The organism is Kribbella sp. NPDC050470, assembly GCF_044458365.1.
Classification (GTDB): Bacteria; Actinomycetota; Actinomycetes; order Propionibacteriales; family Kribbellaceae; genus Kribbella.
Window position 1 is genome coordinate 614,996 of sequence record NZ_JBITHV010000003.1, and the last position, 24,635, is coordinate 639,630.

A 24,635-nucleotide genomic window follows, 5' to 3' on the forward strand; every position below is an offset into this window, starting at 1 on the left:
CCTAGTTCAGGAGGCCGTCGTGGCCCGAGTCACCATCACGGAGATCGCCCGTCGGGCAGGCGTCTCCAAAGGCGCGGTGTCGTACGCGCTGAACAACCAGCCGGGGGTCTCCGAGGCCACCCGCGCACGGGTCCTGAAGGTCGCCGAGGAGCTGGAGTGGGTGCCCAACCGGGCCGCCCGGCAGCTCTCCGCGGCGCGCAGCGAGACGTTCGGGCTCGTTCTCGCCAGGACCGCGAAGACGTTGAGTGAGGAACCGTTCTACATGGGCTTCGTCGGGGGCGTGGAGTCCGTGCTGGCCCGCAGGTCGTACGCGCTGGCCCTCCAGGTCGTGGCGAGTCTGCCCGAGGAGCTGGCGACGTACCGGAAGTGGGCCGCGGAGCGCCGGGTCGACGGCGTGATCGTGGTGGACCTGCGGGTCGACGACCCGCGGATCCCGTTGCTGCGCAGGCTCGGCCTGCCGGCCGTGCTGGTCGGCGACCCTTCCCTCGCCGACGGGATGGCGTGCGTCTGGACCGACGGGACGTCGGCGATGACCGCCGCGGTCGAGCACGTCGCCTCCCTCGGGCACCGCCGGGTCGCCCGCGTCGCCGGTACGCCGGAACACGGCCACGTCTGGATCCGGGACCAGGCGTTCGCCGCCGCGAGTCGTCGGCTGAGCCTGGACGTCGAGGTGGTGCACACCGACTTCTCCGCCGAGGAGGGGGCCGCGGCGACCCGTGCGCTGATGACCGCCGGCATCCGGCCGACCGCGATCGTCTACGACAACGACCTGATGGCGGTGGCCGGCCTGGCCGTCGTCCAGGAGCTCGGACTGCGGTCGCCGTACGACGTCACGCTGGTCGCCTGGGACGACTCGACGCTGTGCCGGCACACGCATCCGACACTGACCGCGATGAGCCAGAACATCGTCGGGTACGGCGCCGAGGTTGCCCAGCGCCTCCTCGACCTGCTCGACGGCGCGCGACCACAGGCACACCTGTACTCGACCCCGCTCCTGATCGTCCGCGACAGCTCCGGACCGCCGCCCCGCTAGCAGGCGGTCACGGTCACCGGTACGCCGTTCACCGCGGCGGTGCCGGCCACGGTGTCGGTGAGCTCGGTGTCGGTCACGTCGTTGATGCTCGGTCCGGCGACCTGGTTCGCGACCGACAGCTGGACCCCCGGCCGGCCGTGCCCGAACCCGTGCGGCAGGCTGACCACGCCCGGCATCATGTCGTTGCTCGCGGCAACCTCTACCGCGACGGTTCCGGCCGCCGAGCTCACGTTGACCAGCTGGCCGTCGGCGAGGTCACGCTTGGCCAGGTCGTCCGGGTTCATCAGCAGCTGGTGCCGCGGCTTGCCCTTCACCAGCCGGGCCGAGTTGTGCATCCACGAGTTGTTGTTGCGCAGGTGCCGGCGGCCGATCAGCAGCAGCTCGCCGTCATTGCCGGTGGCCAATGCCTCGAGCCGGGGCAGGTCGTCCAGGATCATCCGCTGGGCGAGGTCGATCCGCTTCGACTTGTGGTGGAGCGCCCCCGGCAGCGCGGGCTGGAGCGGTCCGAGGTCGATCCCGCCCGGCGACTTCCGCAGCTTGCCCAACGACAACCGGTACGGCCCGATCCGCAGTCCGAGGTCGACGATCCGCCGCGGCGTCAACCGCAGTCGTGCCGACGCCATCAGCTTCCGCCGGCTCATCGGCGCCCGGCTCAGCAGCCGCAGCCCGAGGTCGCGGAAGATCTCCCAGTCGTGCCGGGCCTGCGGCGGCTTCGGCAGTACGGCGTCGTTCCAGCGGGCCGTGTTCCGTACGGCGAGTTGGTGGAAGATCACGTCGTAGTGGTCACGCTCGAGCGGCGGCGCAGGCGGCAGGATCACGTCCGCGTGCCGGGTCGTCTCGTTGATGTACGGATCGATGGCGACCATGAAGTCCAGCGACTCCAGGGCCTCGTCGAGCCGGCGGCCGTTCGGCGTGGACAGCACCGGGTTCCCGGCGACCGTCACCATCGCCCGGATCCGGCCGTCGCCCGGTGTCAGGATCTCCTCGGCCATCGTCGACACCGGCAGCTCACCGCCGAACTCGGGCAGCCCGCGGACCCGGCTCTTCCACACGCCCATGTGTCCGCGGCCGAGGCCGAGCAGCGGGTTCACGGCCGGTCGCGGGAACATCGTCCCGCCGGGCCGGTCGAGGTTGCCGGTGATGATGTTCAGCACCTGGATCGCCCACTGGCAGACCGCGCCGAACTGCTGCGTCGAGACCCCGACCCGCCCGTAGCAGGCGGCCCGGTCGGCGGTCGCGAACTCGTGAGCGATCCGCCGGATCACATTCGCCTCGATCCCGGTGATCCCGGCCGCGCGCTCCGGCGTCCACGGCTCGACCGCTGCCTCGACCGCGTCGAATCCGTCGACGTACGACGCCGGCCGCGCGTGGCCGTCCGCGATCACCTGGTGGATGAGCGCGAGCAGGAAGGCCGCGTCCGTCCCGGGCCGGACGAAGTGGTGCTCGTCGGCGACCGCGGCGGTCTCGGTCCGCCGCGGATCGAGCACGACGACCTTGCCGCCGCGCTTCTGCAGGTCCTTGAGCCGCCGGTGGAAACCGGGCGCGGTCATCATGCTGCCGTTGGACGCGAGCGGGTTCGCGCCGAGCATCAGCAGGTACGACGTCCGGTCGATGTCCGGGACCGCGACCATCAACTGGTGCCCGTAGAGCAGGTACGACGCGAGCATGTGCGGGAGCTGGTCGATCGAGGTGGCGCTGAACCGGTTCCGGGTCCGGAGCTGCTTCACCATCGTCGGCATGTGGGTCAACGCGCCGAGGCTGTGCACGTTCGGGTTGCCGAGGTAGACACCGACCGCGTTCTTGCCGTGCTCCCGCTGGATCTCGGTCAGCCGGCCGACCACCAGGTCGTACGCCGCGTCCCAGCCGAGCTCCTGCCAGCCGTCCGGGGTCCGCCGTACCGGCGTCGTCAGCCGGTCGGGGTCGTCCTGGAGGTCGCGCAGCGCGACCGCCTTCGGGCAGATGTGACCGCGGGAGAGCGGGTCCGACTCGTCACCGCGGATGTCGGTCACCCGGCCGTCCTCGACCGTCACGAGCACACCGCAGATCGCTTCACACAGATTGCAGGAGGTCCGCCGTACTGTGGTCGCCATCCACTCAAACTACCCCTCGGTAGCCTGTCCGGTCATCAGTCGAAGCGTGCCTCGTCCAGCCGGCCGAGGATCGCGTCGACGGTCTCGCCGGCGGACAGGTCGGAGTTGTCCAGCCAGAGCCCGCGGCGCGGGCTGAACGCGTGCAGCTCGTAGTCGAGCTCGTCGACCAGGTGGTGCGCCCCGCCGAGCCGGCTCGAGATCACCTCCGGGCGCGGCGTCAGTACGACGAGGTAGCGCGGCCGGGTCTGGATGCCGTCGAGGAACTCACGCAGCAGCTCGCCGATCACGACGTCCTGGAGGACCACGGTGAAGCCGGCGCCGGCGTACCCGTCGGCGGCCTGGCAGGCGAGCCGGTAGCGGAGCTGGAGCTGCCGCTGCGCCTCCTTGCTGTCGTCGGCCATCGAGGCCTGTCCGCTGACGATCATCCGGCGGAAGACGTCACCCCGGAGATGCACGCCGTACTGGAATCTCTCGGCCAGTACCTGCGAGACCGTCGACTTCCCGGCCGCCATGATTCCACTGACGACGATCACCCCCTCGGACTCCATGCTGGTGATCGTGCCACGCGGGGCAAGGTTTTGGTCCGGTCCCGGCAATTCTTGTCCGAAAACCCTCAGGTGCAAGGGCTTTCAGGCCAGCAGGCCGTCCAGGTGATGACGCAGGAGCTGCCGGACCCGGGCCGGTGTGGTGCGGTCGGGCTGGATCGCCGCGTGCAGGGCGAGGCCGTCGATCAGAGCATGCAAACGCTCGATTTCCCGGCGGAGATCGGTGCCCGCGCGGAGCACCCCTTCCTTGGCCAGCGCCTGGAGCAGCGTCTCGCACAACTCGCGCAGCCCGTCCTGCACCTTGTCGACGTGTGCACGCAGGCCGCCGGCGCCGGATTCGGCCTGGGCCTGCGCCATGAACGACATCCAGATGTCGAACTCGGAGCGCCGCTCGGCGTCGAGCGGGATGACCTCCTCGAGATAGCGCAGTACGGCGGTGGGAGCGTCGCCCTTCGGCTGCAGTGCGCTGACCCGCTCGGTCACCCGGCGGGAGACCAGGTCCATGGCGAAGCTGAGCAGGCCGGCCTGGTCCGGGAAGTAGTAGCGGACGGCGCCGGCGGACCAGCCGGCTTCGGCGGCGATGGTCCTTACCGAGGCGGCCCGGATTCCGTCCCGGCGGACCACCCGCCAGAGCGCCTCGGCGATCTCCTCGCGACGGGCGTCGTGGTCGACGATCTTCGGCATCCGACCTTTTTAGCACAACTGTGTTACTGTTTAGTTCTGACACAGTCGTACTGAAAACGTCTGGGGAGGGTGGACCACTGTGCTGCTCGCTGTGATCGCCGCGTGTGAAGTCGGCTTCTGGGTGCTGCTCGCCGCCGGCATGGTGACGCGTTATCTGTTCCGGCTGCCCCGGGCAGGCATGGTCCTGCTCGCCGGGGTGCCGCTGGTCGACGTGGTGATGCTGGTCGCCGGCGTGATCGACATCCAGCGCGGTGGTGAGCCGTCGTTCAAGCACTCGCTGGCCGCGATCCTCATCGGTGTCAGCGTCGGCTTCGGCCACCAGACGCTGAAGTGGGCGGACAAGTGGGCCGCGCACTACTTCGCCGGCGCGCCGCGCCCGGTCAGGCCGCCGAAGTCGGAGCGCGCCCGTCGCGAGCGTGCCGGCTGGTACCGCCACCTGCTCGCGTACGGCGTGGGCGTGGGCATCATGGTCGGCCTCGGCCTGCTGTCCGGTCGCGGGTACGACGCCGCGCTCGGCCCGGCGTGGACCTGGACGATCGTGCTGGTCATCGACGCCGTCGTGTCGTTCAGCTACTCGTTCGAGGGGGCTGACTCCGAGGACGAGACGCCGCGGGAGAAGCAGTCCGTCTGACATCCCCGGTCGCCCGGCCCGGTCGTCGTACATTGCGTTCATGACTACGGGTGGACGGGTGTGGGCTGGGGTCACCGCACTGGTGGTGGCCTGCGGGATCGTCGTACAGCTCTTCGTCACGGCGAACGGGAACGCGGGCTTCTTCCCGGACAACCCCGAGCGCGTGTTCAACGTGTTCGCGTACTTCACCATCCAGTCGAACCTGCTGCTCGGTGGGACGACGCTGGTGCTGGCGTTGTGGCCGGACCGACCGGAGAGCACGCTGTTCAAGACCTTGCGGTTGAACGGCGTGCTCTGCATCGCCGTCACCGGGATCGTCTACCACCTGGTCCTGGCCGGGCTGGACGACCTGTCCGGGTGGGCCGAGGTGGCGAACTTCCTGCTGCACACGGCCTCGCCGGTGGTCGGCGTACTGGGGTGGTTGCTGTTCGGGCCGCGTGGGCGGACCGATCCACAAATCGTTGCCTGGTCCATCGTGTATCCGCTGCTGTGGCTCGCGTTCACGCTGATCCGTGGCGAGTTCGTCGGGTTCTATCCGTACCCGTTCGTCGACGTCGCTGAGCACGGGTACGCGCGGGTACTGCTGAACTGTCTGCTGGTCGCGGTACTGTTCCTGGCTCTGGCGGCGGGCGCCACCGCGCTCGACCGCCGGCTGCACCGGAAGACGACCGTCGAAAGGTAAGAGCTGTGCTGGTGACCTCTCGCTCGTACGCCGAGTACGAAGCGATGTTCGACCTGTCCGTACTGCCCGAATCGATTCTCGACTGCTGCGCGGGCGGTGCGAGCTTCACCGCCGAGGCCGCAGCCCGCGGCGTCGACGCGATCGCCGCCGACCCGGTCTACGAGCTGGCGCCCGCCGAGCTCGTCGACACCGTGCGCAAGAGCCTTCCGGCTGCGTCGGGGATTGTCGACGAGCACGCGGGAAGCTTCGTCTGGCACTGGTACGGATCACCGGAACGACGCGACGAGCTCCGTATCGACGCAGCCGACCGCTTCCTGCAGGACGTCGCCACCGCGCCGCACCGCTACATCCCCGCCGAGCTTCCCGATCTGCCCTTCGGAGACAGGCGGTTCGAGCTGGTCCTGTGCTCGCACCTGCTCTTCACCTGGGCCGACAAGTTCGACCGCGACTGGCACCTGGCCGCCCTTCGCGAACTCGTCCGCGTGGCCAACTCCGAGGTCCGCATCTTTCCCCTGGTCCTCCAGGGAACCGGCGCACCCGTGAACTTCCTGCCTGAGCTGTTGGATGCCTTGGACAACATCACGTGGGAGATCCGCAAGGTTCCCTACGAGTTTCAGGCCGGCGCCAACGAGATGCTCGTGCTGACGCGCAGCTGACGTCTGGTGCCTCCCACCCGGCGTGGTCACGGGTGAGTGCGCCACTCACCCGTCACGCGGGGTGGGAGGCGCCAAACGCCAGCTGTCGACGTGCGGTGGCGTCCAGGGGACCGGTCGGGCGGGCGGGAGGACGGTCTGCCGCCCGCCCCTACCGGTAGGAGGGCGTGTCAGGGGACGCCCTGCCGGTTGGAGGGTTTCAGTTTCAGCGGAGGTAGCGGCCGCAGACCGGCCACGGCTGGGCGCCGCGCTGGGCGTACAGCTTCTTCGCGCGCATCAGTTGTTCGGCCGCCGACGCCTTCGCCGGGTTGCCGGAGCCGCCGACGCTGCGCCACGTCTGCAGGTCGAACTGGAAGAGCCCGTAGTAACCGGCCGGGTTCACCGCGCGCGGGTTGCCGCCGGACTCACACTCGGCGACCTTGCGCCACGCGGCACTCATGCTCACACTCGACGAGGACCGGTCCTCGGAGCGGCTGGTGCGCGCCTTGCGCTCGGTCTTGCGCTCGGTCTTGCGGACCTTCTTGGTCTCGGTCTTCTTCGCCGTCACCTTGCGCGGAGCGGTGGCCTTCTCCACACCGTCCAGCTTCAGGGTCTGACCGATCAGGATCAGGTCCGGATCCTCGAGGTTGTTGATCCGGGCAAGCTCACGCCAGTCGGCGCCGTTGGCCTCGGCGATCTCGGAGAGGGTGTCGCCGGACTTGACCGTGTAGTCGGTCGCGAACGCCGCGCCCGCGCCGGCGGCGGTGATACCGGCCCCGAGACCGGCAATGGAGAGGGTTCGGGCCACCCGGCGAGTAGTTCGCCGGGGGCGCGCATGTCGTGCCTTGGACATCAGAAGTGCGCTCCTCGTGAGCTTGGGCATGGTGGGACTCACCAGGCCCCCCGTGCAGGGGAGGGGGCATCCGGGCAGGTCACAGGACAGCGTCCGAATGATCACGCCACGGTAACGACGTGACCCGAGTCATCCTGTGCGACCTAGGCCCCGAGCGCAAGACCATTCGGCGATCTGCCCCGACATTTTTTCTGCCCCTGACCTACCGAAATCCCAACAACAGAACGGTTTCCGGCTCCTGAACGGTGGGTTTGGGTACCGCGGGTCCGGGGTAGTCAAACGCTCGAAACAGGCCGGTTTCCCGCCTGGACCGATCGGTTTCCTCCGGTCCCGCGTGCCCTCCGGCCGGTTGGGTCGTTGATGAGACACCGGCACCGCCGTCCGGCAGTTCTGGAAATCACGTCGCGCGGGGTGTGTTCGGCGGATGAGGCAACGGACGTGATGGGGGCGTAGCGGTGATCCGAGTGGCTCTCGGCCATCGCGGCACGATGGTGCGTGGTGCACTGGCCGCGGTGCTGGCAAGGGAGAACGACCTGGACGTGGTGGCCGAGCTGGACCGCTCGGAAGACGTCCTGCAGGTGGCCGGGCGGCGGCCGCACGTCGTGCTGCTCGATCCACAGCTGCCAGGGCGGATCAGGGTCGAGGACCTCTGCCGCAAGCTGACCGGGCCCGGCGTGCTGGTCCTGATCGACCACGAGGCGATCGCCGCGACCAGCCTGGCCCTGGTGAAGCAGGCTCCGCGGATCGGCTTGATTGCGACGGATGCGACGACCGACCAACTGGTGCAATCGGTGCGCGACGTGGCGAAGGGCTTACCGGTGGTCGACGTACGGCTTGCTGTCGCGGCGTTGAAGGCCGGTGACAATCCGCTGACCGATCGCGAGTGCGACGTGCTCCGCCAGGTCAGCACCGGAGCCACCGCGCAGGAGGTCGCCCGCACGCTGAGTCTGAGCACGGGCACGGTTCGCAACTACCTGTCCCGCATCCTTGCGAAGACGGGTTCCCGCAGCCGGATCGAGGCGATCCGGAAGGCTCAGGACGCCGGCTGGATCTGACGTCGCCCTGGGACATTCGGTGTCCAGTGGCCGTGCAACTCGCGGTACTGGCGGGAAGTTCGCATCAGCAGCGCGTGCGTGCCGATCGTTGCCTTGTTCCCGTCCAGGACCAGGATGCGTTGCGCGCGGAGTGCCGAGCTGATCCGGTGCGCGATCACGATCAGCGTCCCGCCGCGCTTGGCGAACGCTTCCTCGGCTCGCCGTTCGGCGTCCGGGTCGAGGAAGCAGGTGGCTTCGTCGAGTACGACGAGAGGCGCCGGCGACAGGTACGCGCGAACCAGCGCGATCAACTGCCGTTCGCCGGCCGACAACTCACCAGGCTTCACGTCCGCCGCCAGCCCGCCGATCCGCTCGATCAACGCACCGGCGCCGATCGCCTCGACCGCCTCTTCGACTTCCCGCGTCGTTGCGTCAGGCAACAAGTAGGTCAGGTTGTCCTGCACCGTGCCGCTGAACACATAGGCCTCCTGCGGGATCAGCACCCGCGTCGCGGCCAGCCGTTCGGTCGTCAGCTCGCTCGGAGGTACGTCGCCCAGCGACAGCCGCCCGCTGGTTGGCCTGAGCATCCCGCAGATCAACCCGGCCAGCGTCGACTTGCCGATCCCGCTCGGCCCGACCACTGCCAGATGCTCGCCCTCGGCCACGGTCAGCTCGAGGTTGTCGAGCACCGGCTCCGCGTTCGGCCCGTACGCGAACGTCAGTCCGCGCATCCGCACCTGATACCCGTGGACGACATCGATCCGGCGCGGCCGCTCCGCCGGAGCCGACGTGTCCAGGATCCGGCCGAGCGTAATGACGTATCGCAGCCCGCTGTCGCCCAATGCACTGAGCACGGTGTTGAGCGCAGGCTGCAAACCGATCAATACATACGTCAGACCACCGAGGAGTGTGCCTGTGCTGACCCCACGGCCTACCAACCACGGCCCGATCGCCAGGAGGATGAGCAACGGCAACCACCCGCCGACCGCGAAGCACAGCGTCCGCAGCGCAGCGACTTTCGCGAGCGCGCGCTCGGCTGCAGCGTGCGCCTCGATCGGCTCGCCGACCAGTTGACCGGCGTACTCCTCGGTTCCCGTCGCAGTGATGTCGCGGACGCCGCCGAACACCATCCCGGCCGACGCCGCCAGCTCCTCGTCGGCCGTCAGCGACGCCCGGACCCGATCCGCCGCCATCCCCAGCACCGCCAGCGACAGCGCGAACCCGAGCAGGAACGGCGGTACGACGAAGGCCGCGACGACCGGTGCCAGTGACAACAGTCCGGCCAGTACGCCGAACAGCGTGACGGCGAAGCTGCGGATCACCAGGACCAGGCCGGCGAAGGTGTCCCGGACGATCTCGACCAGGCGGTTCAGGCGGGCCACGGCGCTGTCGTCACCTGTCCGCAGTGCGCCCGCGACGACCCGCCGTACCAGGTCGTCGCGGAGTGCCTCGACCAGGTCGCCGAGCCGGGCGTACACCTGCTTCGCGCCCGCCGAGCCGAGGCCCGCGGCCGCGATCAGGCCGCCGAGCCAGGCGATCCCTTCCCAGGCGTGCCCGGCGAGGAAGTTGTCCGTCGCCCGCGCGACCGCGATGCCGTACACGGCGGTCGGGAGGATCTCCGGGATCGACCAGGCGAGCAGCTTCAGGCTCGACCGGTTCCGGACCGCGCGGGCGCCGTACCTGAGTTCGCGTCTCAACCGAAGACCTCGCGGTACGACGAGTTCTGCCAGAGGTCGGCGTGCGGGGCGACGGCCAGGACCTGGCCGTGGTCGAGCCAGATGACCAGGTCGGCTCGGGCCGCGGTCGCAGAGCGGTGGGTGACGATGAGGCGGGTCCGGCGGTGCCGGTCCTCGGTGAGGGTGCGGCTGATCTGCAGCTCGGTTGCGGTGTCGAGGCTCGAGGTCGCGTCGTCCAGCACCAGCAGACGGTTCGCCGACCACGCCCGCGCCAGGCCGAGCCGTTGCCGCTCGCCGCCGGACATCGGTGCCTTGCGCAACGAAGTGAAGTACCCGTCGGGCAGCCGGCTGACGAAGTCGTGCGCGTGCGTGGCCCGCGCGGCGGCCAGCGTGCGCACCGGGCTGATGGCGTGCGGCTCGATCACCTCGCCGATCGTCCGCCCGACCAGCTGCGGGCGCTCGAATGCACACCCGACCGCTGTGCGCAGCGCTCGCCGGCTGACTGCCTGCAGCGGCACGCCGTCCAGCGAAACCTGGCCGTTCGACGGGTCGCGAAGCCGCGCGGCGACCGCCGCAAGCACCGATTTCCCGGCGCCGCTCGCACCGACGACGGCCACCGTCGCACCACCGGGCAGCTCGAGATTCACGTTGTCCAGCAGGACATTCCCGCCTGCGACGACGGTGACCGCGTCGAAGGTCAGCTGACCCGAGCCGCTCGGAATCGGCAACGTCCCGTACGCGATCGTGTCCGCCGACAGCACCTCCGCGGCCCGGTGCACCCCGGCTCGCGCCCGGGCAAGCTCACCGATCACGCCGGTCAGGTTGCCCAGGCCGGCGCCGAGCACGGCGTACTGCGAAGCAGCAAACAGTTCGCCGGCGGTGATCCGGCCGGAGACGAGTTGAAGCCCGCCGACAGCCAGTACGGCGACCAGCACGAGCGGACCGACCACGGCAGCCTGTGCGCCGGAGCGGGCCAGGATCCGCCAGGTGACGACCCCGTGCTTGTGCAACTCCGGCAGCAGACCGAGGATGCGGCGCTCCTCGCGGGCCGTCGTACCAGCGGCGGTGATCGTGCGGATGCCGGTGAGCGACTCGGACAGCAGCGAGGCGATCCGGCCCTGCGTCTCCTGGTAGGCAAGGCTGACATCCGCCGTACGGCGTGCGAACGTCCAGAGGACTGCGATCACGAGCAGCACGCCGCCGAAGAAGGCTGCGGCCAGCCATGGGTCGATCAGGGCCAGCAGGACCAGGCTTCCGGCGGGCGGTGCGACGGCGGCGACTGCGGTGACGGCTGCAGGACCGGCCTGCGCGGCGTCGGTGGCGTTCGCCGAGACTCGGGTGACGAGGTCACCGGTCTCGAAGTCGCGAGTGCCTTCCGGTCCGGCCTGCACGACCTGATTGACCAGGCGGTGCCGTAGCCAGGCGGTGGTCTGGGCGACGCAGGCCGCGCCGGCGAAGGCGTCGACCAGGCTGGCTGAGATCCCGAGGGCGACGAGTCCGGCGGCCGCGATCAGCCATTGCGTGTAGTCGGTGCCCGCGACGATCGAGTCGACCGAACGGCCGAGGATCGTCGGCAGCGCGAGCGTGACCGCGCTGCCGATCAGCGCGTTCAGCCCGATCAGCGGCAACCAGCCGCGGCCGTGCTTCACCACCTCGCCGAAGGTGATCATGCGTCGAGCCCGGTCTGCTCGGCGACGAAGGCCAGCATGTCGGCCGCCAGGCTGATGCCCTTGCCGGCCGATCCGGTCGCATGACCGGCGTCCGGGTCGAGCCTCAGCAGCACCGGGCGCTCGCCGTCAGTCGCGTGTTGGAGCGCGGCGACGAACTTCCTTGCATGCAAGGGATCCACGCGCGTGTCATTGCCGAATGCGGTCAACAGCACAGCCGGATACTTCACGCCTTCGGTCACCCGGTGGTACGGCGAGTAGGACAGCAAGTTCTCGAACTGCTCGGGATCCTTGACCGTCCCGAACTCCGGCACCCAGAGCTCACCCAGACCGGACAGCTCGTAGCGGACCATATCCGTCAGCGGCGCCGAGCACACGGCCGCGGCGAACAGCTCCGGCCGCTGGGTGATTGCGGCTGCGACTAGCAGGCCGCCGTTCGACTCACCGCACAGCGCGAGCTGATCGGGGGTGGTCCAGCCTTCCGCGATCAGGTGCTCGGCCGCGGTGATGAAGTCGTCGAAGACCTTCTGCTTCTGGTCGAGGATGCCGGCCCGGTGGGAGGCTGCGTCGCCACGGACGTTGGCTGTCACGAAGACGCCGCCTGCTTCGACCCAGGCGAGGGTGAACGCAGAATAAGTCGGGGTGAGTGACTGGCCGAAACCGCCGTACCCGTAGAGGATCGTCGGCCCTTTGATGCCGGGTTTGGCCATCACCTGGAGCTGGATCTCGGCGCCGTCGGGGGCGGTGCAGGTGAGTTGGTGGGTCACGACCTCGACCGTTGCGCCGGGTGCTTGCGACACCAGCGTCGTATGGCCGTCCCAGCAGTAGACGGCCGATGGCGTGACGCTGTCCGTGTAGGTGAACCATGCCACGCGGCCGCCCTCGGGGCGGGTGGTCAACGAGCCGACCGAGCCGACGCCCGGCAGGTCGACCTCGCCGGTCCGCTGCCCGGTGACTCGGTCGTGGATCGCGATCTCGCCTGCGTTGCTGACGAGAACCAGATCGTCCAGGACCGCGAGACCGGTCAGCGGTACGCCGGGATCGATGAAGTCCTGCCGGGCGTGTGGATCGGCCGGATCGCCGACACAGATCCGGCCGGTCGGGGAGTCCTTGGTCGTGACGATGTACAGGCGGCCGTCGGGGCCGACCGACATCACGGTGAGTGTGTCGACGCCTTGCTGAATCGTTGCCGGTGGCTCGTCTGTGCTGAGGTCGGCCAGCCAGAGGTCGTTCGCCGTTCCGCGGGCAGCCGAGATCGTCAGCCAACGGCCGTCATTGCTGATCTCCAGGCCGTACGACGCTTCGTCGGCGAGGACTGTGGTGTCGTCGCTCGAGCCGAGGATGTGGCGTCGTACCTGGCGGAAACGCACGTAGTAGAAGGACTTTCCGTCCGGGAGCCAGGCGATCGGGGAGTAGCGGCAGCCGTCGATCGGGCCGTCGACCAGTTGGCCGGTAGTGACGTCGAGGACGTGCAGGACGGACTGCTCGTCGCCGCCGCGGGAGACCTGGAAGGCGACGAGGCGGCCGTCGGGGGACGGCTGCCAGCTGTCCAGCGTGGTTAGGCCGGACGGGTCGAGCTGCATCGGGTCGACGAGCGGCGTCTGGTCGACGTACAGGATCGAGTGTTGCTGACCGGGGTCGCGGCGGACGGTGAAGCAGCGGTCGCCGCGCCAGGTCGGCGTCGAGACGGTGCCGACGTTCGAGAGCGACTTCACCCGGGCGCGGAACCGGAACCGGCCCGGCAGCGTGGCGGCGTGGTTCAGCCAGAGCTCGTCCTGGCTCGCCTGCCACTGCAAGGTCTCGGGCGACGTAGCGTCCTCGAGCCGCCGGTAGGGGTCCGCGACGGGATGGCCGTGCACCTGCTCCACGAGCGGGAGCCGCTCGGCGCATGGATAGGACTGCACGGAGTTGGACAACTGCGGTGCTCCTTCCGGTGGAGAAGAAGGCTGGAAAGTGGTGCGGGCCGGGCGCGGGCGAGCGCGGACGGCCCGCCGGTCGTGGGCCGAATGCAGGTTCGGCCCTGGGTGGGATTTGCCGCCCACCCAGGGCCTTCAGAACCTGGTTGCCCAGGGACCGATCAGTGGCAGAGCAGAAGGCTCAGGTTGCTCGGGCGCTGCGACGCGCAGCCCAGCACGGTCAGCGTGGAGCCGCCGTGGTGGTGGCCGCCGCCGTAACCCGGGGTCTCGAGGCCCTGAAGGTCGAGAAGTGCCATGTTCTTTACACCTCCTTCGGTGCAGATCGTCGGGATAGGGACTCGGACCACTGGGGAGGTCCGAGGAACGGGAGGGACACCGGCGCGTCGTGCAGCGCGGATCCCAGGGCCAGCAGGACGCCGGCCGATCCGGTCGCCAGGTCCATCGAGAGACGGAGCAGTTGGTGACCAGGGAACGCGAGGCCGCCTTCGTACGGCATCGCGTGCCAGCCGAGGCCGTACACCAGGTCGTCGACCGTCGCCTGCTCCTCGCCGAGTGAGGCTGCTGTGAGGAGCAGACCGGCGCGACCCATGAACAGGCCGGGCTGGACGTAGTAGGAGCAGTGCGTCACCCGCTGGAGCTCTGCGAGAGTGTCGGCGAGCTCCTCGGACGGCCGGTGGCGCAGGTACCGCTCGAGGACGAGCGCGACACCGGCCGAGCCCTCCTCGAGGTACGGCAGCGTCCGCCAGCCTTGGTTGACCTGTCGCATCCCGTCCGGCGTCTTGACGCTTCGCCGGAGGTCCTGCCGGATGGCGATCTCCGCCAGGTCGAGCAGTCCGGTGTCGCCGAGTCGCTCGTACGCCTCCAGGAACAGCAGCGCCGGCCCCGACGACCCGTACATCAGGCCGGCCCGCGCATGCTGACCACCACTGATCTCCGGTACGTCGTCCACGTCGCCGAGCCGGTCCGCCGCTTGGTCCAGCACACGTACGGCGGCCGCGCGCAGAGCGGGCTCGGTGTCGAAGTGCAGGAGGTTGAGGCCGATACCGGCGAGGCCGGAGTGCAGGCCGAGCTCGCGGGAGTTCCAGTCGTCGGCCAGTGTGCGGTCGACCAGGTCCAGCGCGTCCTGGCGATAGCCGAGCTCGTCGAGGACGTGCGCTACACCGTGCAGGCCGTCGTACAGGCCGGGGCCGCACTCCGTGTCCAGGCTCCGTTTGCGCAACCAGTCGTCGTACTCCGGGAAGGGTCCGGCGCCGGTCTTCGCCAGCGTGTAGAGGACGCCCGCGGCGCCGGTCGCGAGGTCGATGCCGCCGCCGGCCCGGAACTGCGCGATGTCGCCGGGGAACAGCCGGTCGGTGCGGTCGGGGGTGGAGCTGGTGACGATCGCCTTGGTGAGCGCTTCTCTGACTTGTGACCACTCGGCCTTGCCTGGGAGCGCGATGCCGGCCAGGTCGTCCTTGGCCGTTGGTCCCGCGATGGTACGGACTGCCTCGTCAATCGTTGCCCTCGGCACCGGGAAGGCCTCGGTGATCATGTCGGCGAGCTGGAACGCCTTGCCGGGCTGGAGGTTCAGCAGGATCGTCGCCTGTGGTGCGTAGACGCCGAGCGCGACACAGGCCAGCGCGTACCGGTCCACGTCGACACCTTGCCGGTCCGGCGGCGCCGCGTACCCGGGGTGGGCCAGAGTGGAGCGGGCCTTGTCCTCGGCCTTGGTCGCGACCTCGAAGTCGATCAGCTTGAGCCGGCCGTCGGCGTCCAGCAGGACGTTGTCCGGGTGCAGGTCGCAGAACACGACGCCGCGGCTGTGGAGCTTCTCGACCGCCTGGGTGAGTTGCTCGACCGTGCTTGTCGCCCAGTCGGCGTATTCCGCCTTCTCCGACTCCGTCGCATCCGGATGGGTCAGCGGGTAGCGCCGTACCAGCTCTCGCTGCAGGGACACCGAGTCGATGTGCTCCTGGACGAGGAAGTGGTGCTCGCCGAGCTGCAGGTAGTCGTACGTCTTCGGTACGACGTCGAGTCCGTCGAGCTGGGCCAGGATGTCTCGTTCGTGGCTGATCCGGGCGACCGCGTCCCGGCCGGCCATGTCCAGTCCGGCGTACGGACGGCCTTCCTTGAGGACGACGCGTTCACCGGTCTCGTTGTGGTGGCCGACGTACACGCCGCCGCCGTTCGAGAACTGGATGACGCCGTCGATCGTGTACGCGAGGTCGTTGGTGGTGACCGCGTTGCGGGCGTCCAGGTGCGGCTGCAGGAACGCCGGCAGCGTGACCCACGGCGGCACCGAGAACGTCGGGCTGCGATGGTCCGGGACGAGCCGGCCCTGGTCGTCCTCGATCGCGAGCACGCGCTCACCGGTCGGCGACAGGCAGAAGCGGCTGACGAAAGCGCCGTACCGGACGAAGAGCGGGCCTTCGGCGTAGCGCAGATCGCTCAGGATGTAAGGGCCTTCGACACCTGCGAGGATCTCGTCGAGCTCGGTCAGCGTGGTGTGCAGCTGCGTCTCGTCGGCCGGGTAGATCGTCACCAGCTTGCCGCTCGAACCACGCGGCGCGGACTTCGAGTTGACCATCACCAGCACCGGCTCGTTCCGCAGGAACTTGAACGCGATGCCGCGCGGAACGCAGTAGTCCCACACCGCCTCGAGCGTCCGCTCCACATCGGCCAGCCGCGCCGACACGTGAATCTTCCACCCCTGCGCCGGCAGCCGGAGGTCGGCCGGCGCGTAGTGCATCCAGGTCTCGCCCGGCACGTGCTGCCAGCCGTCCGGCACCGCACGCCCGCACAAGGCGAAGTCCGCGTGCTGAGCACCACGGTTGGCCGGCGTCTCGTAGAACGTCCGATCCGCCAAGCAGTAGAACTCGTAGCTGTCCTGCGCTGTCTCATGCATAACTGTCCGACCCCCTTCCGTGGTGCCCCGCCACATCTTGGGCGCCCCGGCAGGGGTCGTCGTAGTGCACGATGTCATCACTCTCGTGTGAAGAACCCACCCACTACGAGTGAGTAACTAAACACTCTTCGTTACTGCGTTGGGTTGTTCGAGCGTGGAACGCCCCTTTACAACATGTCAATCCGTTCCAACGCCATCACAACCCGTAACTTCCAGCTCGCTCACTCGTACTAGGCTCACCACGTGCCGAAGTGGAAGCTCCACGCCGAACGCCTGGTCGACAACACCCGCCACCTCCACCTGACCATCGCCTCCGTCGAACTCCCCGACGGCGTCCAGTTCGAGCAGTACGTCCTACGGATGCCGAAGGCCGCGATGACGGTCGTCCTGGACGACGCCCGCGAGCACGTGCTGATGATGTGGCGGCACCGATTCATCATCGACCGCTGGGTGTGGGAGCTCCCCGGCGGCTACGTCGACCCCGGCGAGGATCCGGCTGTCACCGCGGCTCGCGAGGTCGAGGAGGAGACCGGGTGGCGCCCGAGAGACGTGCGTCCGTTGGTGTCGCTGCAACCTTCCGTCGGTACGACGGATGCCGAGAACCTGCTGTTCGTCTCGTACGGCGCCGAGTACACCGGCCCGCCGACCGACATCAACGAGGCCGACCACATCGAGTGGATCCGGCTCGACTCGATCCGCAACCGCATCGCCGCCGGCGAGATCATCGGCGCCGCCTCCCTGGTCGGACTCCTCCATGTCCTCGCCTTCTGAGACCTGGCTCGAGGTACGGCGCTACCTCGTCAGCAACCGTTACCGCCTCGGCGCAGAGGCCGCACACGACTTCCCCGCCGCCCGCCGTGTCGCCGGGACTCCACTGCTGGCGCCGGCGTCCTGGATCCCGCCGGACCCGATCCCGCTGATGTCCGTGCAACTGGAGTTCGACCCCGACGCGGTGTGCTCCGGCGTGACGGGGTCCGTGCCTGGGCCGTACAAGACCTACGCGGAGGCGATGGCCACCCTGGCTCCACCAGCGGTCTTCGAGAACCGCCCGACGTACCGGCTCCTCTCGGCAGACCTGGCCGGCCCGCGACCGGTGCTTCGCCTGGGCCGAGGCACCTACTTCGACAGCATCAACACCGGAGAGGCTGCCGCCCACGAGTACGCCGCCCGCCGCCTGGGCCACGCCGACCCGGCGACCGTGCGTACCGCGATCGGCGACCCGTGGGACCCGGCGCGACGCCCGACCAACATCGCGATCAGCACGTTGACCATCCGCCGCGACGTGAGCTCCGGCGAGTCGACCTTCTACCTGCACTGGCGAGACCCCGCGAAGGTCGCCCACGCAGCCGGCCTCTACCAGGTGGTCCCGTCCGGCATCTTCCAACCCAGCACCGACGAACTGAACGACTTCTCCCTGTGGCGCAACATCATCCGCGAACTCTCCGAAGAACTCCTGGGAGCCTCAGAGACCTACAACGGCCCCATCGACTACACCACCTGGCCCCTGGCCGCCCACCTCACCACCGCCCTAGCTGACGGCACAGCCCGCGCGTACTGCGTAGGCCTAGGCGTAGACCCCCTCACCTTCGCCACCGACCTGCTAACCGTCCTCTCCATCGACTCCGACCTCTTCGACACCCTCTTCGGCGACGTGGTAGCCACCAACACCGAAGGGCACGTACTCACCCCCCAACCCCTAACCCCCGAAACCCTCAACACCTACATCCACCACAGACCCCTCCAATCCGCCGGCGCCGCCCTCCTCCAACTCACGCTGAACCACCGCCTCACCTGAGCCGCTTCGCCGAGTTGTCGATTCCGGTCGAGATCGGTGGGTTTCGTCAGCCGGAATCCACAACTCGATGCAGCGTGGGATGGGTCAGCTGGGGGTAGGTGTGGATTTCGGTGGCTTTTAGGGTGGCGTGGAGGGGTTGGCCGGGGGAGAGGTGGAGGTCGGCGACCGCGGCTGGGGTGATGTCGGCCAGTAGGGTGTCGGGGCCGGCGGGGGTTGCGGTGAGGCGGACTCGGACTGTGTGGGCGTGTTGCTCGATGCCGGTGACCGTCGCGGGCCAGGTGTTGCGAGGGCTTCCGGACGGCGGTTCGACGTACAGGCTGACCGCAGTGGGTGGGAAGGCGACGTGGACCGGCCCGTTGGCTGGTTCGGCGAGGGTTATCGTGCCGCCGTCGGCCAGGCTGACGGTCGTGCCGGACGCCGTACCGCGGTAGAGGTTGAGGCCGACCAGTTGGGCTACGTAGTCGGTGCGCGGGCGGCGGGAGATGTCGGTGGGGCGGCCTTGCTGGACGATGCGGCCGTTCTCGACGATGACCAGGCGGTCTGCGAGGACCATTGCGTCGAGCGGGTCGTGGGTGACGAGCAGTGTGCGACCGGGGAAGCGTTGTAGGTGCTGGTCCAGCTCGGCGCGTACGTGGATCGTCGTACCGGCGTCCAAAGCGGCCAACGGCTCGTCCAGCAACAGCAGCTCCGGCTCTGTGGCTAGCGCACGAGCCAGTGCCACCCGTTGGGCCTGGCCACCGGACAACGAGCGAGGACGAGTACGCGCGTACGACGCCAGCCCAACCGCCTCCAGCCAGCGCAAAGCCTCAGCACGCGCTGCATGCTTGTCGACCCCACGAGCTCGCAGCCCGAAGGCGACGTTCTCCAAGCAGGACAGGTGATTGAAGAGCAGGTAGTCCTGGAACACCACTCCGATCGGCCGCCGGTCCGCCGTACGGAAGACCCGTGGCGGCTCGTCCCACACCTGCTCGTCCAGCGCGATGCGCCCCTCGCCAACCGGCAGCAACCCAGCAATGGCACGCAGTGCAGTGGTCTTGCCGGCTCCGTTAGGCCCAAGCAGCGCCACGACCTCACCCGGCTCGACAGACAGCTCCACCGAGAGGTCGAAGTCCCCACGGCGTACCCGCACGTCAGCATGAAGCGTCATCGCAACCCCCTGATCCAACGCTCGCGCAGAGACGCCAGTACGACGACCGACACGAGCAGCAGCACCAGACTCAGTACGACGGCCACGTCAGGGTCGGTCTCCAACGCCAGATACACGGCGAGCGGCATGGTCGTCGTACGGCCGGGGAAATTGCCCGCGAACGTGATCGTCGCGCCGAACTCGCCCAGAGCCCGAGCCCAGCACAGTACGGCGCCCGCCACGACACCCGGCGCGATCGACGGCAGCGTGACGCGTCGGAACGTCAGCCACCGCCCTGCCCCGAGTGTGGCCGCAGCCTCCTCGTAGCGCGGGTCCGCAGCACGCAGTGCGCCCTCCACCGAGATCACCAGGAACGGCATCGCGACAAACGCTTCCGCAACGATCACTCCGGCTGTTGTGAAGGGCAAGGAGAACCCGAACCACAGGTCCAGCCGCTCACCGATCAGCCCGCGGCGCCCCAACACCAGCAACAGCGCCACACCACCGACCACTGGCGGCAGCACCAGCGGGACGGTGACCAGCGCCCTGATGAGCCCCCGACCAGGCACAGAGCCTCTGGCCAGCAGCCACGCCAACGGGATCCCCAACAGCAGGCACACCACGGTCGCAGCAGTCGCACACACCAGCGACAGCCGCAGTGCCGTCCAGACGTCTGCACTGAACAGCCGGCCCGGCAGTGTCGACCAAGGCGCTCTGGCGAGCAGGCCAAGCAATGGGATCAGCAGGAAGGCCAGACCGAGCAGCGCAGGCAGCAGGAGCACGAGGGGCGGCCGCCCGGTCGTGCTCCTGCGCCTACGGCTCACGGTGCGGCGAACCCGGCAGCGGTGAGGACTGCCTTGCCCTGGTCGGAGAGGACGTAGTCGACGAACGCCTTGGCGCCGTCCGGGTTCGGCGCCTTGGCCAACGTGGCGATCGGGTACTCGTTGATCGCCTTGCCGGCCTCGGGGAACGCGATGCCCTCCACCTTGTCCTTCGACGACAGCACGTCGGTCTTGTAGACGAGCGCCGCGTCGACCTCACCGAGGCTCACCTTCGTCAGCGCGGCCTTGACGTCCTGCTCCAGGCTGTCCGGCTGCGGCGTGATGCCGACCGCCTTGAACACCTTGTCCGCGGCAGCTCCACAGGGCACTTGTGTGGCGCACAGCGCGATCTTCTTGTTCTTGTCCGCGAAGTCCTTCAGCCCGGTGATCTTGCCCGGGTTCCCAGCGGGTACGGCGATCTCCAGCGTGTTCTGCACGAACACCGTCGGAGTGTTCTTGTCGGTCACCTGGTCCATGTTCTTCGGCGCCGCCGAGGCGAACACGTCGGCCGGCGCGCCCTGGTTGATCTGCTGCGCCAGCGCCGAACTGCCGGCGAAGTTGAACACCACCTTCACACCGGGATGCGCCTTCTCGAAGTCCTTGCCGAGTTGGGTGAACGAGCCGGTCAGTGACGCGGCCGCGAACACGTTGACGGTCCCGGACAGTGCCGCCGTACTGGCGTCGCCCGATGACGCCGCCGGGGCGTCGGCACCGCAGCCGGTGAAGCTGAGCGCGGCAACGGCGGCGAGGGCCGCGAGCGCAGTACGGCGGAACATCAGGCCTCCGGGATTTCGACGACGACATGGGTGGACTTGATCGAGGCGACGGCGACCACGCCGGGCTCCAGGCCGAGTTCGTCGGCGGCCTCGCGACTCATCAGCGACACGACGCGGAACGGCCCGGCCTGCATCTCGACCTGGGCCATCACACCGTCCTTGAGCACGCGGGTGACGATTCCCCGCATGCGGTTGCGCGCCGAGGCGGCGGTGGTGTTCCCCGGCTCGGGCGACTCCGCCAGCTGCTGCGCGAAGGCGGCGAGCTCACGCCCGTCGACCGCCATCCGCCCGCCGTCCTGGACCGACGGCAACCTGCCCTGCTCGACCCACCGGCGCACGGTGTCATCGCTGACTCCGAGGAGTGCAGCGGCCTCACTGATCCGCAATTTCGGCACGATCAACAGTCTAGTGCCGCAGATGCGGATCGTGGCGCGAGTTGTCCACAGTCAGGAAGTGCTGACGGAAAGTGCTCGCCGATCCGCATAAGTTATGAGCATGACGACATCGGGGATGCGGGACTACCTGGACGGGCCCTACAAGGCGGCCCGCGACGTGGTGCGTGCCGGGCTGGCCGCCGACGCGGAGCTGTTCGACCTGGCCGTCACCCTGCCGCGGGAGGACTACCGCGACCGGGTGCTCGGGCTGCTGGAGCGGATCACCGCAGAGGGCCATCCGGCGCGCGGCTTCCCCAAGGAGTACGGCGGGGGCGGCGACCTCGGCGGGTTCATCGCCGGCTTCGAGATGCTCGCCTTCGGGGATCTCTCGCTGATGGTGAAGGCGGGTGTGCAGTTCGGGCTGTTCGCCGGCGCGATCCTGCACCTGGGGACCGAGCGGCACCACGAGGAGTACCTGGCCGACGCGATCAGCGGCCGGCTGCTGGGCTGCTTCGCGATGACCGAGACCGGCCACGGCTCGAACGTCCAGGCGCTCGGGACGACGGCGACGTACGACGCCTCGACCGGGGAGTTCGTCGTCCACACCCCGAATCCGGCCGCCCGGAAGGACTACATCGGCAACGCGGCGCGGCACGGCCGGATGGCGGCGGTGTTCGCGCAGCTCGTCGTCGGTGGTGAGAGTCACGGTGTGCACTGCCTGCTGGTTCCGATCCGGTCGGCGGACGGTTCACCGCTGCCTGGCGTGACGCTGTCCGACTGCGGTCCGAAGCTCGGGCTGAACGGGGTGGACAACGGGCGGATCGTGTTCGACCAGGTCCGCGTGCCGCGGGAGGCGCTGCTCGATCGCTATGCCCAGGTTGATGCTGAGGGCAACTACGCGAGCGAGATCGAGAACCCGGACCGGCGGTTCTTCACCATGCTCGGGACGCTGGTCCAGGGCCGGGTGTCGGTCGGCGGCGCCGCGATCAACGCGAGCAAGGTCGCTCTCACGATCGCGATTCGGTACGGCGCTCGTCGTCGGCAGTTCGGGGCGCCGGGGAGTGCCGAGGAGGCGTTGCTGCTCGACTACCGGATGCATCAACGGCGACTGCTGCCGTTGCTCGCCCGGACCTATGCGCTGCACTTCGCCCAAGCGGAGCTGGTGGACGAGTTCGTCCGGATCTTTGACAGAAACAACGACAAGCAACCGGCCTCCGGCCGGGTAGTGGAGGGGGAGCCGGCCTCCGGCCGGGTGGAGGGGCAGCCGGGCTCCGGCCCGGTGGTGGAGGGGGAGCATGATCGGCGGGCGCTGGAGGCTCAGGCGGCTGGGACGAAGGCGGTGGGGACGTGGCATGCGACGGAGACGATCCAGGCCTGCCGCGAGGCGTGTGGTGGCGCCGGGTATCTGGCGGAGAACAGGCTGGCGACCCTGAAGGCGGACACCGACGTGTTCACCACCTTCGAAGGGGACAACACCGTCCTCCTGCAACTGGTGGCGAAGGGTCTGCTGACCGATTACCGGGAGTCGTTCGGGAAGCTCGACCCGCTCGGGACGGCCCGGTTCATCGCGGCGCAGGCGGTCGAGATCGCGGTCGAGAAGGCGTCCCTGCGACCGTTGGTCGAGCGGCTGCGTGACGCCGTACCGAACCGGAGTGACACGGCCGACCCGGATGCCGGGCTGCGGGACGACGCGTACCACTCCGGCATGGTGCGGTTCCGCGAGGAGCACATGCTGTCCGGGGTGGCGCGGCGGTTGAAGGCCGGGATCGACGCGGGTGACGAGCCGTTCGACGTGTTCAACCGGTGCCAGGACCATGTCATCGCGGCCGGGCGGGCGCATGTGGACCGGGTCGTGCTGGAGGCTTTCCAGACCGCCGTACAGAGCGCGCCGGAGGAGATTCGCGAGCAGCTGAAGGATGTCTACGACCTGCATGCGCTGGCGACGATCGAGTCGGAGCGGGCCTGGTACCTCGAGCACGGGCGGTTGTCGCCCGGTCGGTCGAAGGCGATCACGGCGCTGGTGAACGAGCTCTGCGCCGCGGTCCGGCCGATCGCGGTGGACCTCGTCGACGCGTTCGGCGTACCGGGCGCGGCGGTCGATGTGCCGATGGTTGTACCGTCGCAGCATGAGTGAGCCGATCGAACCCGCGTCGGCCGCCGAGGCCGCCCGTGAACTCGCCCGGGTGCTGCTGGAGCAGGCCGACGCTCTGGACCTGCACGACCTGCGGGCCACCGGCGCGATCGAGAACGTCCGGGTCCAGGCCCGGGCGCTCGCGGACGCCGTGCACGAACGAGGCTGGGGTGACATCTTCCTCGGGATCGACTCGTACGACCCCGACGAGCTCGACGACCTGCCGCTGGGGCCGGACGACTTCGACGACCCCGAGGACTACCGGGAGATCGTCGAGGGCGGCAGTCTCGACGACCTCGAGGAACTGGAGGAGCCGCTGCTGCCGGAGAACGGCATCCGGCTCAGCTACCAGGCGCGCTACGACTACGTCGTGACGGACCCGGAGGCGTTCGTGCAGTACGTCCGCAGCCGCGCGGACGAGGCGCAGAACGACGAGGTCGTCGACGATATCGAGGACGCGCAGTCCGCCTTCGAGCTGCTCTGCTACCTCGACGGCCTCGGCTCCAAGGACTACGACAACGCCGGCCTCACCCCAGCCGGCGGCGAGGAATCCCACAAGATCGTCGAGTTCTCCCTCTGGGACCTAGACCCCACCCGCCGCGACGACACCTACCCGTACTGACCAACTCCAGCGGCCCGCCCGACAGCAGGTCGGTGCGGGCCGCTGCCGCATTCCCAGAGGTCTATGCCGGATCTCGACCAGTGCGCCCTCTACAGGTACTTCGTGAGGTCCCGCAGCGGGTTGTAGATCGCGACGACCGGCCGCCCGGCCGCGCGCCCGTACCGCCGGGCCAGCGCCGCCGCCTGAGCCGCGGTCGCTGCATACGTGATCAGGTCGAGGTAGCAGGTCCGATCGTCCGGGCGGAGCAGTTGCCGCCGGGGTATGTAGCGGTCGCGCCCCCGGTTCTCAGGGGGGCGCGACCAGGTTGTGGATGAGCGCCGTCAGCGGTTGTTGAGCCGGCATCCAGTTACCCCAGGTTGTTGTTGCGAAAGGCAACAGTATACGGAAAGTGAGGATCGATTCACTCAGTGTTGCCTTGTTCAAAGGCAATGCAAATGTTTGATCCGGGGGATGGTCCGGCGCTGTGGCCGCGTGACAACGTTCTGCTGTCGGCGACGGACGGGTCGCCGACACAGGCTCCAGGTGGAACCCGGAAGTGCTCCCGTCCGCGACCGGACTGTACCTCCCCTGCCGGTCACGGAATGAGCCGCCGGGGCCGCCCTCCTTCGGGCCGACTGCCCTCTCGGGGCAACAGCAGGACGCCGGCCGTGCCGTTACGGTGCC

At 69.0% G+C, this 24,635-nt stretch carries 22 protein-coding genes; 9 read left to right on the top strand and 13 right to left on the bottom strand.

The window, feature by feature from the left end; translation table 11 throughout:
• Positions 1 to 19: 19 nt before the first annotated feature.
• On the top strand, positions 20 to 1,033 hold the full coding sequence (locus ACIBGM_RS11475) for a LacI family DNA-binding transcriptional regulator (RefSeq protein WP_396385317.1): 1,014 nt from the start codon (positions 20 to 22) through the stop codon (positions 1,031 to 1,033).
• On the opposite strand, the gene ACIBGM_RS11480 is transcribed toward ACIBGM_RS11475, so the two are convergent.
• The 3 genes from ACIBGM_RS11480 to ACIBGM_RS11490 all read right to left on the bottom strand — a co-directional run bounded on the left by ACIBGM_RS11480 (position 1,030) and on the right by ACIBGM_RS11490 (position 4,352).
• Positions 1,030 to 3,123, bottom strand: a complete 2,094-nt coding sequence (locus ACIBGM_RS11480) for a molybdopterin-dependent oxidoreductase (protein WP_396385318.1) — start codon at positions 3,121 to 3,123, stop codon at positions 1,030 to 1,032. The two genes, ACIBGM_RS11475 and ACIBGM_RS11480, sit on opposite strands and share 4 nt — an antisense overlap.
• A 35-nt stretch (positions 3,124 to 3,158) precedes the next feature.
• Positions 3,159 to 3,671 (bottom strand): AAA family ATPase, encoded by a 513-nt coding sequence (locus ACIBGM_RS11485; RefSeq protein ID WP_396385319.1) that lies wholly within the window; start codon positions 3,669 to 3,671, stop codon positions 3,159 to 3,161.
• Positions 3,672 to 3,752: 81 nt separating this feature from the next.
• Complete coding sequence (locus ACIBGM_RS11490; protein WP_396385320.1) at positions 3,753 to 4,352, bottom strand: TetR/AcrR family transcriptional regulator; 600 nt, start codon at positions 4,350 to 4,352, stop codon at positions 3,753 to 3,755.
• A 79-nt stretch (positions 4,353 to 4,431) separates the two neighbouring features.
• Between ACIBGM_RS11490 and ACIBGM_RS11495 the strand changes: the two genes are divergently transcribed.
• The 3 genes from ACIBGM_RS11495 to ACIBGM_RS11505 are packed head-to-tail and all read left to right on the top strand — an operon-like array spanning position 4,432 to position 6,321.
• Positions 4,432 to 4,983, top strand: coding sequence for a 2TM domain-containing protein (locus ACIBGM_RS11495; protein ID WP_396385321.1), 552 nt, complete (start codon positions 4,432 to 4,434; stop codon positions 4,981 to 4,983).
• 40 nt (positions 4,984 to 5,023) lie between these two features.
• Positions 5,024 to 5,665: a Pr6Pr family membrane protein gene (locus ACIBGM_RS11500; RefSeq protein WP_360517820.1), complete on the top strand. Its 642-nt coding sequence runs from the start codon at positions 5,024 to 5,026 to the stop codon at positions 5,663 to 5,665.
• A gap of 11 nt (positions 5,666 to 5,676) precedes the next feature.
• Positions 5,677 to 6,321, top strand: coding sequence for a hypothetical protein (locus ACIBGM_RS11505; protein ID WP_396385322.1), 645 nt, complete (start codon positions 5,677 to 5,679; stop codon positions 6,319 to 6,321).
• Positions 6,322 to 6,523: 202 nt separating this feature from the next.
• On the opposite strand, the gene ACIBGM_RS11510 is transcribed toward ACIBGM_RS11505, so the two are convergent.
• Positions 6,524 to 7,105 carry a transglycosylase family protein gene (locus ACIBGM_RS11510; protein WP_396385324.1) on the bottom strand — a complete coding sequence of 194 codons (582 nt, stop codon included), beginning with the start codon at positions 7,103 to 7,105 and terminating at the stop codon, positions 6,524 to 6,526.
• A gap of 500 nt (positions 7,106 to 7,605) precedes the next feature.
• On the opposite strand from ACIBGM_RS11510, the gene ACIBGM_RS11515 reads away from it, so the two are divergent.
• Entirely contained in the window at positions 7,606 to 8,205 is a 600-nt protein-coding gene (locus ACIBGM_RS11515) for a response regulator transcription factor (RefSeq protein WP_360517812.1), read from the top strand.
• On the opposite strand, the gene ACIBGM_RS11520 is transcribed toward ACIBGM_RS11515, so the two are convergent.
• The 5 genes from ACIBGM_RS11520 to lanKC form a co-directional block, all read right to left on the bottom strand.
• Complete coding sequence (locus ACIBGM_RS11520) at positions 8,184 to 9,881, bottom strand: ATP-binding cassette domain-containing protein (RefSeq protein ID WP_396385325.1); 1,698 nt, start codon at positions 9,879 to 9,881, stop codon at positions 8,184 to 8,186. The two genes, ACIBGM_RS11515 and ACIBGM_RS11520, sit on opposite strands and share 22 nt — an antisense overlap.
• Positions 9,878 to 11,530: an ABC transporter ATP-binding protein gene (locus ACIBGM_RS11525; protein WP_396385326.1), complete on the bottom strand. Its 1,653-nt coding sequence runs from the start codon at positions 11,528 to 11,530 to the stop codon at positions 9,878 to 9,880. The genes ACIBGM_RS11520 and ACIBGM_RS11525 overlap by 4 nt, the downstream gene beginning before the upstream one ends.
• Positions 11,527 to 13,443: a prolyl oligopeptidase family protein gene (locus ACIBGM_RS11530; RefSeq protein WP_396385327.1), complete on the bottom strand. Its 1,917-nt coding sequence runs from the start codon at positions 13,441 to 13,443 to the stop codon at positions 11,527 to 11,529. The genes ACIBGM_RS11525 and ACIBGM_RS11530 overlap by 4 nt, the downstream gene beginning before the upstream one ends.
• 161 nt (positions 13,444 to 13,604) lie before the next feature.
• On the bottom strand, positions 13,605 to 13,739 hold the full coding sequence (locus tag ACIBGM_RS11535; RefSeq protein ID WP_132210032.1) for a SapB/AmfS family lanthipeptide: 135 nt from the start codon (positions 13,737 to 13,739) through the stop codon (positions 13,605 to 13,607).
• A gap of 5 nt (positions 13,740 to 13,744) precedes the next feature.
• Positions 13,745 to 16,327, bottom strand: coding sequence for a class III lanthionine synthetase LanKC (gene lanKC / locus ACIBGM_RS11540; protein ID WP_396385329.1), 2,583 nt, complete (start codon positions 16,325 to 16,327; stop codon positions 13,745 to 13,747).
• A 243-nt stretch (positions 16,328 to 16,570) separates the two neighbouring features.
• On the opposite strand from lanKC, the gene ACIBGM_RS11545 reads away from it, so the two are divergent.
• Both ACIBGM_RS11545 and ACIBGM_RS11550 read left to right on the top strand, forming a co-directional pair.
• Positions 16,571 to 17,098 (top strand): NUDIX hydrolase, encoded by a 528-nt coding sequence (locus ACIBGM_RS11545; RefSeq protein ID WP_396385330.1) that lies wholly within the window; start codon positions 16,571 to 16,573, stop codon positions 17,096 to 17,098.
• Positions 17,082 to 18,122, top strand: a complete 1,041-nt coding sequence (locus tag ACIBGM_RS11550) for a hypothetical protein (RefSeq protein ID WP_396385331.1) — start codon at positions 17,082 to 17,084, stop codon at positions 18,120 to 18,122. Before ACIBGM_RS11545 ends, ACIBGM_RS11550 begins: the two co-directional genes overlap by 17 nt.
• Before the next feature lie 46 nt (positions 18,123 to 18,168).
• On the opposite strand, the gene ACIBGM_RS11555 is transcribed toward ACIBGM_RS11550, so the two are convergent.
• Genes ACIBGM_RS11555 through ACIBGM_RS11570 form a run of 4 tightly spaced genes read right to left on the bottom strand, consistent with a single transcriptional unit; the run spans position 18,169 to position 21,240 of the window.
• Entirely contained in the window at positions 18,169 to 19,269 is a 1,101-nt protein-coding gene (locus ACIBGM_RS11555) for an ABC transporter ATP-binding protein (RefSeq protein WP_396385332.1), read from the bottom strand.
• Complete coding sequence (modB, locus tag ACIBGM_RS11560; protein ID WP_360517794.1) at positions 19,266 to 20,072, bottom strand: molybdate ABC transporter permease subunit; 807 nt, start codon at positions 20,070 to 20,072, stop codon at positions 19,266 to 19,268. The genes ACIBGM_RS11555 and modB overlap by 4 nt, the downstream gene beginning before the upstream one ends.
• Positions 20,069 to 20,845: a molybdate ABC transporter substrate-binding protein gene (gene modA, locus ACIBGM_RS11565; RefSeq protein ID WP_360517791.1), complete on the bottom strand. Its 777-nt coding sequence runs from the start codon at positions 20,843 to 20,845 to the stop codon at positions 20,069 to 20,071. Before modA ends, modB begins: the two co-directional genes overlap by 4 nt.
• Positions 20,845 to 21,240, bottom strand: a complete 396-nt coding sequence (locus ACIBGM_RS11570) for a helix-turn-helix transcriptional regulator (RefSeq protein ID WP_360517788.1) — start codon at positions 21,238 to 21,240, stop codon at positions 20,845 to 20,847. Before ACIBGM_RS11570 ends, modA begins: the two co-directional genes overlap by 1 nt.
• A gap of 100 nt (positions 21,241 to 21,340) precedes the next feature.
• Between ACIBGM_RS11570 and ACIBGM_RS11575 the strand changes: the two genes are divergently transcribed.
• A complete protein-coding gene (locus ACIBGM_RS11575) occupies positions 21,341 to 23,353 on the top strand; it encodes an acyl-CoA dehydrogenase (RefSeq protein WP_396385334.1) in 2,013 nt (670 codons plus the stop codon).
• On the top strand, positions 23,346 to 23,972 hold the full coding sequence (locus tag ACIBGM_RS11580) for a hypothetical protein (protein WP_360517782.1): 627 nt from the start codon (positions 23,346 to 23,348) through the stop codon (positions 23,970 to 23,972). Before ACIBGM_RS11575 ends, ACIBGM_RS11580 begins: the two co-directional genes overlap by 8 nt.
• Positions 23,973 to 24,635 lie beyond the last annotated feature (663 nt).

Bases quoted from the DNA above. Each gene is read 5' to 3' on its own strand.
- ACIBGM_RS11490 (WP_396385320.1), bottom strand. From the start codon at position 4,352: ATGCCGAAGATCGTCGACCACGACGCCCGTCGCGAGGAGATCGCCGAG.
- ACIBGM_RS11480 (WP_396385318.1), bottom strand. From the start codon at position 3,123: ATGGCGACCACAGTACGGCGGACCTCCTGCAATCTGTGTGAAGCGATC.
- lanKC (WP_396385329.1), bottom strand. From the start codon at position 16,327: ATGCATGAGACAGCGCAGGACAGCTACGAGTTCTACTGCTTGGCGGAT.
- ACIBGM_RS11580 (WP_360517782.1), top strand. From the start codon at position 23,346: ATGAGTGAGCCGATCGAACCCGCGTCGGCCGCCGAGGCCGCCCGTGAA.
- ACIBGM_RS11550 (WP_396385331.1), top strand. From the start codon at position 17,082: ATGTCCTCGCCTTCTGAGACCTGGCTCGAGGTACGGCGCTACCTCGTC.
- ACIBGM_RS11500 (WP_360517820.1), top strand. From the start codon at position 5,024: ATGACTACGGGTGGACGGGTGTGGGCTGGGGTCACCGCACTGGTGGTG.
- ACIBGM_RS11575 (WP_396385334.1), top strand. From the start codon at position 21,341: ATGACGACATCGGGGATGCGGGACTACCTGGACGGGCCCTACAAGGCG.
- ACIBGM_RS11535 (WP_132210032.1), bottom strand. From the start codon at position 13,739: ATGGCACTTCTCGACCTTCAGGGCCTCGAGACCCCGGGTTACGGCGGC.
- ACIBGM_RS11485 (WP_396385319.1), bottom strand. From the start codon at position 3,671: ATGGAGTCCGAGGGGGTGATCGTCGTCAGTGGAATCATGGCGGCCGGG.
- ACIBGM_RS11525 (WP_396385326.1), bottom strand. From the start codon at position 11,530: ATGATCACCTTCGGCGAGGTGGTGAAGCACGGCCGCGGCTGGTTGCCG.
- modA (WP_360517791.1), bottom strand. From the start codon at position 20,845: ATGTTCCGCCGTACTGCGCTCGCGGCCCTCGCCGCCGTTGCCGCGCTC.
- ACIBGM_RS11555 (WP_396385332.1), bottom strand. From the start codon at position 19,269: ATGACGCTTCATGCTGACGTGCGGGTACGCCGTGGGGACTTCGACCTC.